This window comes from Nonomuraea sp. NPDC050451 (assembly GCF_044458585.1).
The window spans coordinates 51844-66210 of the sequence record NZ_JBITHZ010000025.1 but is presented as its reverse complement, the minus strand read 5'-3'; the positions used below and the strand labels follow the sequence as shown (position 1 = coordinate 66210).

14 protein-coding genes and 1 pseudogene are annotated in these 14367 nt (G+C 69.4%); 2 read left to right on the top strand and 13 right to left on the bottom strand.

All coding sequences use genetic code 11. From position 1 onward, the window contains the following. Nucleotides 1-14: 14 nt before the first annotated feature. The 9 genes from ACIBI9_RS46385 to ACIBI9_RS46345 form a co-directional block, all read right to left on the bottom strand. On the bottom strand, nt 15-1028 hold the full coding sequence (locus tag ACIBI9_RS46385) for an ornithine cyclodeaminase family protein (protein ID WP_397232669.1): 1014 nt from the start codon (nt 1026-1028) through the stop codon (nt 15-17). Continuing rightward, nucleotides 1028-1792, bottom strand: a complete 765-nt coding sequence (locus tag ACIBI9_RS46380; RefSeq protein WP_397232667.1) for an amino acid ABC transporter ATP-binding protein — start codon at nt 1790-1792, stop codon at nt 1028-1030. Before ACIBI9_RS46380 ends, ACIBI9_RS46385 begins: the two co-directional genes overlap by 1 nt. Then, nucleotides 1789-2700 (bottom strand): amino acid ABC transporter permease, encoded by a 912-nt coding sequence (locus tag ACIBI9_RS46375; protein WP_397232665.1) that lies wholly within the window; start codon nt 2698-2700, stop codon nt 1789-1791. The genes ACIBI9_RS46380 and ACIBI9_RS46375 overlap by 4 nt, the downstream gene beginning before the upstream one ends. Before the next feature lie 2 nt (nt 2701-2702). Continuing rightward, nucleotides 2703-3608 carry a transporter substrate-binding domain-containing protein gene (locus ACIBI9_RS46370; protein ID WP_397232663.1) on the bottom strand — a complete coding sequence of 302 codons (906 nt, stop codon included), beginning with the start codon at nt 3606-3608 and terminating at the stop codon, nt 2703-2705. Between the two features lie 52 nt (nt 3609-3660). Beyond that, nucleotides 3661-4485, bottom strand: coding sequence for a PfkB family carbohydrate kinase (locus tag ACIBI9_RS46365; protein WP_397232661.1), 825 nt, complete (start codon nt 4483-4485; stop codon nt 3661-3663). Continuing rightward, entirely contained in the window at nt 4485-5486 is a 1002-nt protein-coding gene (locus tag ACIBI9_RS46360; protein WP_397232659.1) for an SIS domain-containing protein, read from the bottom strand. Before ACIBI9_RS46360 ends, ACIBI9_RS46365 begins: the two co-directional genes overlap by 1 nt. A gap of 272 nt (nt 5487-5758) precedes the next feature. After that, a complete protein-coding gene (locus ACIBI9_RS46355; RefSeq protein ID WP_397232657.1) occupies nt 5759-6823 on the bottom strand; it encodes an NAD(P)-dependent alcohol dehydrogenase in 1065 nt (354 codons plus the stop codon). A 148-nt stretch (nt 6824-6971) separates the two neighbouring features. Next, entirely contained in the window at nt 6972-7196 is a 225-nt protein-coding gene (locus tag ACIBI9_RS46350) for a helix-turn-helix transcriptional regulator (RefSeq protein WP_397232655.1), read from the bottom strand. Nucleotides 7197-7198: 2 nt separating this feature from the next. Then, the gene (locus tag ACIBI9_RS46345) at nt 7199-7618 is read right to left on the bottom strand and encodes a hypothetical protein (RefSeq protein WP_397232653.1); all 420 of its coding nucleotides are present in this window, start codon (nt 7616-7618) and stop codon (nt 7199-7201) included. 298 nt (nt 7619-7916) lie between these two features. Between ACIBI9_RS46345 and ACIBI9_RS46340 the strand changes: the two are divergent. Further along, nucleotides 7917-8282: pseudogene (locus tag ACIBI9_RS46340) on the top strand (dihydroxy-acid dehydratase); the annotation flags it as partial. A gap of 175 nt (nt 8283-8457) precedes the next feature. Here ACIBI9_RS46340 and ACIBI9_RS46335 read toward each other — a convergent pair. The 4 genes from ACIBI9_RS46335 to ACIBI9_RS46320 form a co-directional block, all read right to left on the bottom strand. Continuing rightward, nucleotides 8458-9246, bottom strand: coding sequence for an ATP-binding cassette domain-containing protein (locus tag ACIBI9_RS46335; RefSeq protein ID WP_397232651.1), 789 nt, complete (start codon nt 9244-9246; stop codon nt 8458-8460). Next, nucleotides 9243-10310 carry an ABC transporter permease gene (locus tag ACIBI9_RS46330; protein WP_397232649.1) on the bottom strand — a complete coding sequence of 356 codons (1068 nt, stop codon included), beginning with the start codon at nt 10308-10310 and terminating at the stop codon, nt 9243-9245. The genes ACIBI9_RS46335 and ACIBI9_RS46330 overlap by 4 nt, the downstream gene beginning before the upstream one ends. 76 nt (nt 10311-10386) lie before the next feature. After that, the gene (locus ACIBI9_RS46325; RefSeq protein WP_397232647.1) at nt 10387-11547 is read right to left on the bottom strand and encodes a sugar ABC transporter substrate-binding protein; all 1161 of its coding nucleotides are present in this window, start codon (nt 11545-11547) and stop codon (nt 10387-10389) included. 28 nt (nt 11548-11575) lie between these two features. Then, nucleotides 11576-12697 carry an aldose epimerase family protein gene (locus ACIBI9_RS46320; protein ID WP_397232645.1) on the bottom strand — a complete coding sequence of 374 codons (1122 nt, stop codon included), beginning with the start codon at nt 12695-12697 and terminating at the stop codon, nt 11576-11578. 302 nt (nt 12698-12999) lie between these two features. Between ACIBI9_RS46320 and ACIBI9_RS46315 the strand changes: the two genes are divergently transcribed. Then, entirely contained in the window at nt 13000-14322 is a 1323-nt protein-coding gene (locus ACIBI9_RS46315; RefSeq protein ID WP_397232643.1) for an ABC transporter substrate-binding protein, read from the top strand. Nucleotides 14323-14367: the final 45 nt, after the last annotated feature.

Here is a 14367-nt window from a genome sequence, read left to right as displayed (position 1 = left end):
GGTGGCAGCGTAACTCACAGGACGACCATGGTGCCCATGCCGGCCGCGCGGGCGCGGGTGCGGGCGCGCCAGGCCAGCACGGCGTCCTGGACGCCGAGGCCGTTGCCGTGGAAGATCAGGATCTGGTCGTCGCCGGTGCGTCCTGGGTCGTCGCCGCGCAGCACGCCCGCGAGGGGCCGTAGCTCGTCCGGGGTGAGAACGCCTGCCTCGACGGCCTCCAGGATCGGGCCGTTGGCCCGCAGCGCCTGGGCGGGCAGGTCGGTGAAGGTCAGGTGGGCGCGCCTGGCGCAGTCGAGGTCGAGCTCGCGCCGGTCGGGCGCGTACGAGCCCATGGTCAGCACCGTCGTGCCGGGCCGCAACCAGGCCCCTTCGACGACCGGGGTACGGCTGAGCGTGCAGGTGGCGATCACGCTGGACCGCGCGCAGAGATCGGCCGGCGACGCCGCCACCTCGACCGGAGGCCCGGCCGCCCGGCCGCCCGGCGACGAGGCCTCGGGTCCGAAGGGCCGCCGATCGAGGTGGCGTTCGCCCGAGTGCAGGCGCGGGCTCCACACCAGGACGCGCTCGACCGGCATCAGCTCGCACATCAGGCGGACGAACTCGGCGGCCTGGACGCCCGCACCGAGCACCCCGACGGTGTGCGGTCCCGGCAGCGCGAGGGCGCGGGCGGCGGACACGAGCCCGCCCGCCGTTCGGAGCGCGGTGATCGTGGCGCCGTTGAGCACGGCGACGGGTGCGCCCGTGCCCGGGTCGTGGAGGGTGACCGTGGCCTGGACCGCGGGCAGGCCGAGCGCGGCGTTGCCGGGATGCTGCGTACCCGACTTGATCACCACGCCCGTCTCATCCTGTACGGCGGCGCTGTGCACGAACGCCATGCCGTCCGGCGCGAAGGTCGCGTGGTGGGTGTGCGCCGACCGCACCCGTTCCTGATCGGCGGCCAGGAGGAAGGCGTGGTCCTGGGTGGCCACCACGTCGGCGGCGGTGAGCACGGCCCGGATGTGCGCGTCCGACAGGACGAGGACGTCCATCACAACACCCTGGCCAGGAACGAGCGGGTGCGCTCGTGGCCGGGGGCGCCGAAGATGTGCTCGGGCGTGCCCGACTCGACGATCGCTCCGCCGTCCATGAACACCACGTGATCGGCGACGTCACGGGCGAAGCCCATCTCGTGGGTGACCACGACCATGGTCATGCCGTCGTCGGCGAGGTCCCGCATGACGTCGAGGACGTCGCCCACGAGCTCGGGGTCGAGCGCGGAGGTCGGCTCGTCGAACAGCATGAGCTTGGGCCGCATCGCCAGCGAGCGGGCGATCGCCACCCGCTGCTGCTGGCCGCCCGACAGCGACTCCGGGTACGCCTCCGCCTTCTCGGCCAGCCCGACCTTGGACAGCAGCTCCATGGCCTGCTCGCGGGCCGTCCTGCGGTCGAGGCCGTTGACCACGATGGGGCCTTCGGTGACGTTCTCGATGACGCGGCGGTGGGGGAAGAGGTGGAAGCCCTGGAAGACCATGCCCATCCGGCGGCGCTGCACCGCGAGCTGGGAGGAGGTGAGCTGGTGCAGGCCGCCGTTCTTCCAGCGGTAGCCCATCGGCTCCCCGTCGAGGTAGACGTGGCCGCTGTCGGGCACCTCCAGCAGGTTCACGCAGCGCAGCAGCGTGCTCTTGCCCGATCCGGAGGGCCCGATGACGCACTGCACCTGGCCGGCGTGCACGTCGAGGGACACGTCGCGCAGCACGTGGTGGTCGCCGAAGCTCTTGTTGACCTTCTCGACGCGCAGGAGGGGAACGCTCATGACGCCTTTCCGAACGAGGGGAGGAAGCGCAGCCGCCTGGTCGTCTCCACGGGGGTCGCGCGGGAGACCCGCAGCCGTTGCTCGACGTGCTGCTGGGCCACGGTGAGCAGCGTCGTCAGCACCAGGTACCAGATGGTCGCCACGAGCAGCAGCGGGATCGTCCTGTAGTTGCGCGAGTAGATCATCTGCGCGCTGTACAGCAGGTCGGGCGTGGCCAGCACGCTCACCAGGGACGTGAACTTCAGCATCGAGATGAGGTCGTTGCCGATCGGCGGGATGACGATGCGCAGCGCCTGCGGCAGCACGACGCGGCGCATCACCTGGTAGCGGGACATTCCGATCGCCAGGGCGGCCTCCGTCTGGCCCTTGGAGACCGCCTGGATCCCGGCGCGGATCATCTCCGCCGCGTACGCGCTCTCGGTGAGCGCCAGGCCGAGGATGGCGGCCGAGAACGACGAGATCACGGTGTTGGTGTCCCATTCCGCCAGCGTCGGCCCGAACGGGACCCCGATCGAGATGACCGGGATGAGCGTGGCCAGGTTGAACCAGAACACCATCTGCACCAGGGGTGGCACGCCGCGGAAGAACCACAGCCACAGCCAGCTCACCGACCTGGACAGCGGGTTGGCCGACAGCCGCATGATCGCCAGCAGGATGCCGGTGGCCAGCCCGATCACCATGGCCAGCACGGTCAGCTCCAGCGTCGTCAGCAGGCCCCGCAGGATCTCGGCGTCGAAGAGATACTGCAGGACCACCGACCAGCGCAGGTTCTCGTTCGTCACCAGCAGGTGCGCGAACGCCGCGATCACCAGGACGAGCGCCGCCCCGCCGGCCCACCACCACGGATGCCGGAGCGGCACCTTCCTGACACCGTCGGCGCTGCGGAACTCCTTGGTCTGCACAGCCATCCTCAGCCTTCGGGGTTGGCCTGGTTGATGAGGACGGCCTGCTTGAGATCGCCCTGGCTGGTCACGCCCCACTGCGAGCGGATCTTGGCGTACGTGCCGTCGTCGATGACCGCCTGCAGCGCGGACTTGAGCGCCGGGCCGAGCGGGCTGTCCTTCTTCACGCCCAGCCCGTTGTAGACGGCGTTGACCAGCAGGTCGGAGACCTCCATCTGGCCGCTCTGCTTGGCGCTGTACTTGAGCTTGCCGGAGCCGGCGGCGACGAGCTGGACGCGGCCGGAGGTCACCGCCAGCTCGGCGGACGGCTGGTCCTTGAACTGCTCGATCTTCATCGGGTTGGCGCCGCAGACCTTGGGATTGTTCTCGGTGAGGTACTTGTACTCCCACGCGCCGGTGAGCACCGCGACGGTCTTGCCGCAGGTGTCCTCGATCTTCTGGATGCTGAGCCCGGCGCCCTTCTTCCAGCCGAACGCGGTCCCCTCTTTCTGCAGGGGTACGAAGTCCAGGCTCTCCAGCCGCTCCTCGGTGACGCCGAGCGAGGCCACGGCCACGTCGTAGCGGCCGTTGTCGAGACCGGGGATGATCATGTCGAAGCCGGTGGCGGTGTAGTCGAAGCTCACCCCCATCTTGGCGGCCATGGCCTTGGCCACCTCGACGCTCCAGCCCTTGATCTCGCCGTTCTCCGCGTACTCCTCGGGCGCCCAGTCGCTGAAGACGGCGACCTTGGCGGTGGTCAGGTCCGGCGGCACGAGCTTGGCGACGGCGGGGTCGGCGGCCTGCCGGACGGTGGCCGCGGCGGCGGACGGCCTGGCTTCGGTGGTCTGCGAGCCGCAGGCCGACAGGAGCAGGGCCGCGCACGCTGACAGAGCGGTGAGCGCGGCGCCGTGGCGGCCGGCGCTGGTTCCGGTCATGTCGTTTCCTTTGCTGGTCAGGGGGATGGTTGGGGGGTGCTGAGCTCAAAAGTCAGGAGTGAAGGGTGCTGATCTCGGGGGTCAGGGGTGAGGGGTGGCCGAAGGCGCCGTACGAGGTGCAGACCTCGGCGGCGGACGCGCACGCGCGGCGCAGGATCTCCCGCCCGCCGAGCCCGGCCGTGAGCCCGGCGAGCGCGTACGCGATGAACGTGTCCCCGGCGCCCAGCGTGTCCACGAGGTCCACCGGCACGGCCGGCTCGGCGAGCAGCCGGTGCCCGTCGAACAGCAGCGCGCCGCCCGCCCCGCGCGTCGCCAGCGCGGCCCGCGCCCCCTTCGCGCAGGCCCAGCGCAGCAGGTCCGCGGCGTCCCGCTCGTCCAGGTGGGAGGCCGAGAAGAACGCGTAGGTGACGTACGGGATCAGCGCGGCGGCGTAGTCGTCACCGGTGTGGGCGTCGAAGTCGAACGACAGCGGCACCCCCGCCGCGACGGCCGGAAGCTGGTCCTCCAGCAGCGCCGAGTAGCTGGAGTGGACCAGCTCGTGCGCGGCGATGAACTCCATGTCCCGCTCGTCGAGCCGGAAGCGGGCCACGCCCCGGTCGTAGGGGCCGAAGCTGCGCTCGCCGCCGACGTTGACGACGGTGGCGTAGCCGGTCGGGCCGTCGAGCCTGCGCAGGCGGGAGACGTCCACGCCCTCGGCCCGCAGCGCCGCCTCCAGCCGTTCGCCGCGCTGGTCGAGCCCGGCCGCCCCCACGTACGAGGCGCGCGCGCCCGCGCGGGCGGCGTGGACGGCGACGTTCACGCAGTTGCCGCCGGGGTACATGTGCCCGGCCTCGACGTAGCAGTCCATGATGTTGTCGCCGACGGCGGCCAGCCGCATCAGTACTCGACCCGCCACATGTAGCGGCGATCGGTCAGCGGCCGGCCTGAGTAGGACTCGAAGTGCTGAGCCAGCCGGGCGGTGACGGCGCTGGCCATGACGAACGAGCCCAGGGTGGCCCGCTGGCTCTTCGGTACGCCGGGCAGCGTGAGCGTGGCGCCGTCGATGACGTGGTTGCGCTCGTTGTACCGCTCCAGGAAGCGGATGGCGCGCTCGCCCATGGGCCGGGTGGCGTCCTCGCCGAGCAGCACGATCACCGGCACGTGGCCGTCGACCACCTCGAACGCGCCGTGCAGGAACTCCCCGGAGCCGGTGGCCACGGCATGCTTGAGCTGCATCTCCTGCAGGTAGCAGGCGGCGAAGGTCTGGGCGGCGCCCTCCAGTGGGCCGGCGCCGAGTACGTACACGCAGGGTTCGTCCACGCAGGCGGCGGCGATGGCGCGCAGCCGGTCGTCCAGCTCGTGCACCGAGGTCTCGAACGCCTCGGCGCAGTCGCGGAAGACGGCGACGGCCTCGTCGTAGTCGTCGGCGACGCCCTGGGCCTTGAGCAGGGCGTAGGCGATGAAGCCCTGGAGCACCTGCTTGGCCTCGACGCTGCGGTGGAGCACGATGTCCGCCGCCTCCTTGGCCACCACGCTCTCGGGGTCCTTCGTCACCAGCAGCACGGGCGCGCCGGCCTCACGGGCGAAGCGGACGGCCCGCCCCGTCTCGGCCGTGCCGCCGTTGGTGCTGCCGGCGATCACGATCGAGTCGGGGCCGAGCGCGGCGGGCCCGCGCAGGACGAACTCGTCGGCGTTCAGCGCGACCACGGGGATCGGGGAACGCTCCAGCAGGAAGCGCATGGCCCCGAACATGAACAACGAGCCGCCACAGCCGACCAGGTAGATGGCACGCGTCGTGGGCCTGAGCGCCTTGTCCACGAAAGCGGTCACCTGGGCCTCGATCTGCGGCGTCACCGCCTGCTCGAGATCGGCGCGAAACGTCTCGGAAAGACTTTCCAAGGATCGGAGGGGCTGGTGGACCTGCGATATCATGGCATTCCCTTGTGAGATCGATCTCAGATTGGGGTAGATGATGCCCGTCCCGTGATCGCGCCGTCAAGAGCCCGTCTCCGATCCCGTTGCCCCGTACGTCGCGTGCGAGGGGAGAACGAGCATGCCGGCCAGGAGCGGTACGAGCAGATCATTACCCGCGGCCGGGAGCCGGTCGACCTCCAAACGCGGCCGGCCCCGCGGCGGGTGGGCCGCGGGGCCGGGCGGGTGGGTGGCCGGGGTCAGATGGTGATGGCGATTTTGCCGGCGGGTCGGCCGGTTTTGAGGTAGGCGATGGCGTCGGGGGTCTGGGCGAGGGGGTAGGTGCGGTCGAGGACCGGGGTGAGGGCGCCGGAGTCGATGAGGTCGGCCAGGGTATGCAGGTCGGCGGCGGGCTCGGTGGACATGAGGCCGGTCAGGCGCTGGCCGACGAAGGGCGACAGCAGCATCGCCCGGATTTGGCGGTCGGCGCCCTGGAGCACGCGTCCGTCTCCGGGCCCGCCGACGATGACGAGCGTGCCGCGGGGGGCCAGGGCGCGGCGTAGCTGGGCTAAGGGGCGGTTGCCGGCCGTGTCGAGGATGAGGTCGTACCGGTCGGTGCCGGTGGCGAAGCCCTCGCGGGTGTGGTCGATGACGCGGTCGGCGCCGAGGGAGCGGACCAGGTCGGTCTTCGCGGTGCGGCACACGCCGGTGACCTGGGCGTCGAAGGTCTTGGCGAGCTGGACGGCGAAGCTGCCCACGCCGCCGCCGGCGCCGGTGACGAGGACCCTCTGCCCGGCGGTGAGCCGGCCGGCGTCGCGCAGTCCCTGGAGGGCGGCGCAGGCGGAGACGGGCACGGTGGCTGCCTGAGCGAAGGTGAGGGTGGCCGGTTTGGGGGCGAGCTTGTCCTGGTGAGTGCGGGCGTACTCGGCGTACGCACCGTCGCAGGTGCCGTAGACCTCGTCGCCGGGACGGAACCGAGTGACGTTGGCGCCGACGGCTGCGACGCGGCCGGCGACGTCCATGCCCGGGACGGGGTTCTTGGGCCGGCGCAGCCCGAAACCGGCGGCGCGCACCACGTAGGGCAGGCCGGTGATGACGTGCCACACACCCTGGTCGACGCCGGCGGCCTCGACGCGGACGAGCACGTCGTCGGCGCCGATGGCCGGGATGGCCATGTCGCGCAGCTCGAGCTGCGCCGGTGCGCAGTAGGTGTCGCGGGCGATCGCGATCATCGTCGTCTTCGTCATGGTCGTCTCGATCCTGGTCGGGGTGCTCGTGCGGGTGGCCGTCGGGACGGTGACCGGGGTGGTCGTCGGGTTGGTCATGGGGAGTTGTCCTCTCGGATGAGGTGGGGTCGGGCCCGGCTCAGGCGGCCGTGGGGACGAGCCGGTCTCGTGGGGTGGGTCGTTTTCGGGTGTGGCGGGCCGGGCCCGCGAGGCGGTGGCTCGCGCGCCGGGCCGGGTTGGGGGTGGGTCAGGTGTCGGTGTCGGGGTAGCCGAAGACGTCGTCGAGCGGCACGTTGAAGACACGGGCTATCTGGAAGGCCATCTCCAGCGACGGCGAGTAGCGGCCCTGTTCGATGGCGATGATGGTCTGCCGGGTTACGCCGAGACGGTCGGCCAGCTGCGCCTGCGTCATCTCGCCGTTCGCGAACCGCAGGGCCCGGATCGAGTTCGTGACCTTCGTGGGTTTGACCATGGCTAGAAGCCCCGGCGGTACAAGACGATCTTCACGATCGACGAGGCGAGCATGGCCAGGACGAACGCCAGGTACAGCGCGTTGGCGATCCAGAAGTGGGCGGCCTCCGCCATGGCCAGGGCGAGCGGGACGATCGAGGCGATGCTCATGACGTAGAACCCGACGTGTTCGCCCAGCCGGTGGATCTGCCGGTCGCGCTCGTCGGTCCGGCCGGCCTCCCTCGGCGAGGCGATGGCGGCTGCGATGCTGGCGACGATGCCCAGGCCGATCCCGGCACCGATGGCAATGAGCATCGGCCGCACGTAGGCGATCCTCGCGACGTCCGCGCCCGGCACCTTCGACAGGACGGTGACGAAGTAGACCGCGGCGACGCCGACGCCGACCACGACGTAGATCCACGAACGTTTCTCTTCGGAGGACATGCCCCACTCCCATGTATAGAAACTTTGACATGGTCCAACGTAAAGCAGGGCAGACATGATGTCAACAATCTTTTACCATGGCGCCCCGGCCGTACGCGCCGAACAAGCCGCATCGAGGCGGAGAGCCTGCCCACGTCGCGCGCCCGTGGACCTCCGAAGCCGACGGCCAACCCCATGACGCAAACGCCATGACGGCGGCCGCCGGCGGCGGCCAGGCCCTCGGCGAGGCGTGCGGCCAAGGCCTCGGCGTAACCTGCGGTGACGCGCCTTCCTGGAAGGAGCGCAGCGTCGAGTGCGCGGCATCGCCATGGGCCACGCCGGGATGCTGTACTCGCTGCCGTCGCGGGACCTGATCGCCGACTCCATCGAGTACATGACCCAGGCGCACTGCGCCGACGCCCTGGTGTGCATCTCCAACTGCGACAAGATCACGCCCGGGATGCTGATGGCCTCGCTGCGGCTCAACATCCCCACCGTGTTCGTCTCCGGCGGCCCGATGGAAGGGGGACGCGCGGTGTTGAGCAACGGTACGGTCCGCACCCGCCTGGACCTGATCACCGCCATGTCCGAAGCCGTCAACCCCGCCGTGCCGGACGAGGACCTGGCCCGAATCGAGGAGGCGGCCTGCCCCACCTGCGGATCGTGCCCGGGCATGTTCGCTGCTCCACCTCCAAGTCGGAGAGCGGGATCTCGCAGCCCGGCACGCCGAACTGGAGCAGGGCCTCGGCTACCGGCCCCGCCACCGCGACCGCCCTCTTTCCACCGCGCTGCGCGCCTACGCCGCCCTGGCCCAGTCCGCCGACAAGGGCGCCGTACGCGAAGTCGCGGACCGCTGAGCCTCAGTGAGGTCTCCTCCGCCTCCCGGACGACGCGGTGCGATATTCCCGCACGACCAGGTCAGTGAGCTCCTGCACGGAGGTCCGGGCGGTCGGCTTGTCGAATGTGATGCTGCCGTGCTGGAGGAGGTTGACCCGGTCGCAGACCTCCAGGACCTGGGCATAGTTGTGGGCGATGATCATTATGGAGACGTCGCCGCGGGATTTGAGGTCGCCGACCAGGTCGAGGATCTGCCTGCCCTCCTTCGCGCCCATCGCGGCCAGCGGCTCGTCCAGCAGGAGGATCCCGGAGCGGGAGTAGGCGGAGCGGGCCACGGCGATGGCCTGGCGCTGGCCGCCCGACAGTTTGGCCACCTCCGCGTCCACCGACGGGATGGTGACGCCCATGTCGTCCAGATATTCGCGGGCCAGGCGGCGCATTCTGCGGTTGTTCAGGAGGCAGCCGAACAGGACCGGCTCGCGGTTGAGGAACATGTTGTGATAGACGCTGAGCTCGTTGATCAACGCCAGGTCCTGGTAGACGGTGTCGATGCCCAGCGAGCGGGCGTGGTCGACGGACCTCAGGGACGTCTCCCGGCCGTCGAGCAGGATGCGGCCGCCGTCGGGCTGGTGGAAGCCACAGATGATCTTCATGAGGGTGGACTTGCCCGCGCCGTTGTCGCCGATCAGGCCGAGCACCTCGCCCTTGGCCAGGCGGAGGTTGACGTCGCGGAGGGCGGTCACCGTGCCGAAGCGCTTGGAGACGTGCTCCACCCGCAGCCTGTCGACGGCGCCGCCATTCGGAGAGGTCACGTCTTGCCCGCCCTTCTCAGCCGGCTCAGGTACACGTTGGCGATCATCGCGAGCAGGATCGAACCCCCGAGGATCAGGAAGTACGGGTTGGCGGAGATGCCGATCAGGTTGAAGCCGTTCTGGAGCTCGGCCAGCACCAGCGCCCCCAGGGCGCCGCCGATGATCGTGCCGGAGCCGCCGGCGAGGGCCGTGCCGCCGATGACCGCCGCCGAGACCGCGGTGAACATCAGGCCGGTGCCGCCACCGAGATTCGGATCGATCGTGTGAACCCGGAACGCCTCCAAGATCCCAGCAAAAGCCCCCAAAGTGCCTGCAATCATAAAATTTCCGATCTTGATGCGTCCCGCCCGGACACCCGCCTCCTGCGCCCCCAGCGGGTTCCCGCCCACGGCGATCGTGTGCAGCCCCCACCGCGTACGCGTGAACAGCACGTGGAAGAACGCCACGATCACCAGCGCCCAGGCGAGATGCGCCCAGCCGGCCGCCCCCAGCCACTGCCCGATCCCGTTGTCCACGGACGCGGGGATCTCGGCCGGATAGGCGCCGGAGGTGGTCAGCACGATCCCCGTCACCAGGTAGAAGGTGCCCAGCGTGGTGATGAACGAGGGCACCTTCAGCACGACCGTGACGAACCCGTTCCCCAGCCCGATGACCGTGCCGGTCAGCAGAGCGAGCAGGATCGCCGGGACGGCCGGAAACCGCCAGTAGTCGATCGCGTAGTGCATCATGAACGGCGCCAGCGCCGCCACCACCCCGACCGACAGATCGATCTCGCCGCTGACCAGCAGCAGCACGATGCCGCAGGCGACGATGGCGGCGGGCGCGGCCGCCTGGGTGATGTTGACCATGTTGTCGCCGGTCAGGAACGCATCGGAGGCCGAGGCGAAGTAGACCCCCAGCGCCAGCGCCACGACCAGCACGCTCGCCTCGCGCCGCCGCAGGAACTCGTCCCTGATCCGCGGCAGGATCCGGTTCGCGCCGCGCCGCGCCCCGTCCGGCGCGGGCCGCCCGGCCAGGTCCGCGGGCGCCGGCGACTCGCGGATCTCATCGCTGGTGTCGGGCACGTCAACCTCCTCTGGAGGGTACGGAGGTACGGCTTGCGCCCAGGCGCCGACCGCGGACGCAAGCCGTTCGTCTCTTCTAGGAGGCGTGGGCGATGGCCCCGGACCGTTCGACCAGCTTCTGGGCGGTGTCCGAGCCCTCGAAGCGCGTCTTGGTGGTCTGGTACGGGCCCACGTTGTCCTTGGTCACGAAGAGCAGACCGGTGTTGGTCTCCGACGGGAACAGCAGACCGCCGGACAGCTTGTACAGGTAGAGGTAGAGCACCGGCAGGAAGCCCTGCAGGTAGGGCTGCTGGTCGATGGTGTAGTCGAGGTCGCCCGCCTTGATCGCGGCCAGCGTCTCCGGCACCAGGTCGAAGCCGCCGGCCACCTTGAGCCCTTTCGAGCGCAGGCTGTACTTCTTGACGACCTGCCCGATCGACTGCGTCGATCCGGCGTCGACGGCGAGCATCCCGGCGAGGTTGGGATGGCCCTGGGCGTACGCGTCGATGATCGACAGCCCCTTGGTGACGTCGGCGTTCGTCCCGACCGAATCGAACGTGATGGACTTGCCCGAGTCCTTGATCGCCTGCGCGGCGCCGTCGATGCGCGGCTGGATGTTCAGCGCGCCCGGGGTGGCGATGAACCCCACCACGTCACCGGAGTCCACCTGCTGGAGCGCCCGCTGGCCGAGGGCGTAGCCGGACTCGTACAGGCCCTGCCCGATGTAGGCCAGCCGGCTGGTGCCCTTGTCGTCGCGGGAGCCGTCCGCGTTGTACGACACGACCGGGATGCCCGCGTCCAGCGCCCGGTTGACCGGGTCGCGGAAGGCCGCCTTGTCCACGACGGCCACGGCTAACCCGTCGGCCTTGGCCGAGATGGCGGTGTTGGACGCGTTGACCATCTCGGCCACGATCGAGTCCTTCGAGCCCGTCCACTGGAACTCGGTGCCGAGCAGCGCGCACGCGTCCTGGGCGCCGTACTGGGTGGGGGTGAAGAACGGGTTCGTGGTGACGTGACAGACGAAGACGAACTTCCACTTGGGCGTGGACGGGAAGTCGCCGGCGCCGGCCGCGGCCGCGGTGCCGCCCGAGGCGGCGGGCCTGTTGCCGCCCGAGTCACCGGTGCACGCGCTGAGCAGCGCGGTGGCGGCGGCCGAGGCGCTGACGAGGCCCGCTCCGGTCAGGAGGCGACGACGCGCGACGCGGTTCAGGTTGAGCGTGTCGAGGGCCTCCTCGACCTTCGGATGGATGTCTTTCATGATCCTGCCTCAGAAGATCCGCGGGGATTCATGCGGTCGTGGAGAACGCGTAGATCGTCGTGGTCCGGTAGACGTCGCCGGGCCGCAGGACGGTGGAGGGGAAGTTCGCGTGGTTGGGCGAGTCGGGGAAGTGCTGTGACTCCAGGGCGAAGCCGGACCGCTTCGGGTAGAGGTGGCCGCTGGTGCCGCGCAGCGTGCCGTCCAGGAAGTTGCCCGAGTAGAACTGCAGGCCCGGCTGGTCGGTGATGACCTCGAGCACGCGCCCGCTGTCCGGCTCGACCACCGTGGCCGCTGTTCTGAGGCCCCGGCCGTCGAGCACGTAGTTGTGGTCGTAGCCGCCACCGCGCGCGATCTGCTGGTTCCTGCTGTTGATGCGCTCGCCGACGGCAGTGGGCTCGCGGAAGTCCAGCGGCGTCCCGCCCAGCCGGGCGATCTTTCCGGTGGGGATGAGCGTCTTGTCGACCGGCGTGTAGCGGGAGGCGTTGATCTGCAGCTCGTGGCCGAGGATCCGGCCGTTGCCCTCACCGCGCAGGTTGAAGTACGCATGGTTCGTGAGGTTGACGACCGTGGGCCTGCTGGTGGTGGCGCGGTAGTCCATCCGGATCTTGTTGTCGCCGGTCAGCGTGTAGACGACCGTGGTGCGCAGCGTCCCCGGGTAGTGCTCCTCGCCGTTCGGGCTGGTGTAGGTCAGCACGAGCCCCACGCTGTCGCCCCGTCTGAACGGCTGAGCCTTCCAGACCCGCTTGTCGAAGCCCTTGTTACCGCCGTGCAGGTGGTTGGGGCCGTCGTTGGTGGCCAGTTGGTACGTCCGGCCGTCCAGGGTGAAGCGCCCCTTGGCGATGCGATTGGCGTACCGGCCGGTGATGCACCCGAAGTACGGACTTTTCTTGACGTAGTCGGACAGGTTGTCAAACCCGAGCGTCACGTTGGCGAACCTGCCCCCGCTGTCGGGGACCTCGATCGACTGGAGGATGCCGCCGTAGGTGAGGACCCTCACCCGCATCCCTCTGGCGTTCCGCAGCGTGTAGATGTCGATCTTCTTGCCGTTGGACAGGGTCCCGAAGTGCTTCTTGGCGATGCTCGGCTCACCACCTGCGGCCTGCGCCCGGGGCGCGGCCGCCAGGCTCAGCGCCAGGGCGACCACGGCCACGAGGACAACCCTGACGGCAGTGGCGAGTCTGTTTCGGATGCGGGCGCTACTGGGCATGGACGCTCTCCCTTCGGATGCGCTGATCTACGTCCCCGATGGCTCGTGCGAGCCGCAGCCCTGCTCCCCTGCCCCCTGCATGGCGCAGACCAGCGTTGACCTGCGCACATGACTCCACCCGGCGAGCGGTGACTCGTGAATCACAAGATGAAAACGATTGTATGCAATCGTATTCATATCGGTTACGTTCCCATCAGCAGGGGGTCATGTCAACACCGGTCCACTCCGAAGAGAGGAGCCTGGCAATGAGGACCCGTCCCAGGTGGCCTGTCCGGGCGGCCGCGGCCGCGCTCTTGCTCGCAGCCGCCGCCTGCAGCAGCCAGGAGGAGCCGCCGCCCCCCGCGGCCAGTCAGGCGCAGGCCGCGACGACGACATGTGCCGGCAAGGGCGCCCTGACGATGTGGGAGCGCTCAGGCGGCAACAAGCAGATGGTGGACATGCTGGTCGAGGCGTGGAACACCAAGAACCCCGACTGCCGGATCAATCTGACCTACATCCCCCACACCGAGATGGTGGGGAAGATCGCTCAGGGTGTCGCCTCGGGCGACGTGCCCGATCTGATGGGCATGGACCTGATCTACGCCCCCCAGTTCGAAAAGGAGCAGCAGCTGGTCGACATCACCGACCAGATCAAGGGCTGGCCGGAGCTGAAGACCGCCAGCAAAGGGCACATGACGGTGGCGACCTACCAGAACCGGCTCTTCGGTGTGCCCCTCTACGCGGACGTGTCCGCCCTCTTCTACAACAAGGATCTTTTCGCCCGGGCCGGGCTCGACCCGAACAAGCCGCCCACCAGCCTGGCAGAGCTGCGCAGCTATGCCGACAAGATCACCGCGCTGGGCGGTGGCGTCAAGGGCTACTACCTGCCCGGCAACTGCGCCGGCTGCAACATCTTCACCGTAGGCCCGCTGATGTGGGCCTCCGGAGCCACCATCGAGGCGGCGGGCCCCGGTCAGGAGCCGCTGGTCGGCGACGGCGTCAAGCAGGTGCTGCAGTTCACCCGCGACATGGTCAAGGCCGGCAACGTCCCCGAAGGAGGCCGCGCGGAGAACGGTGAGACATTCCACCTCCAGTTCGGCTCCGGCAAGGTGGGCATGATGGGCACCGGCAACTTCAACATCACGCTGGCCCGCCAGCAGAATCCCAAGATGGATTTCGGCATCGCCCTGTTGCCCGGCATGGCGCCCAATTCCGCGGCCTCTTTCATCGGCGGCGACCTGGTGGTGATCCCCAAGGGGAGCAAGCGGGTGGACGACGCGGTCAACGTGATGAAATTCCTGCTCTCCGACGAGGTGCAGGTCGAGGTTTACGCCAAGGCACTCAACCTCACCACGCGAACCGACATGGTGGACAACAAGTACTTCAAGGCCGAGCCGTTGGTGCGTGACGTGGCCAAGGCGCTCACGGTGGGGCGCACGCCGTACACGGTCACGTTCTTCGAGCAGATCAACTCGCCGCAGGGGCCGTGGCTGAAGATGCTGCAGCGCGCCTATTACGGCAACGACCCCCTCGACACCGTCATCGCCGATGCCAAGAAAGAGATGAAGGCCATCGCGGATCGGTCGTAGGGAAATCTTCGCTGTGTCCGCCGGGCGGCCCACCGCCCGGTGGAC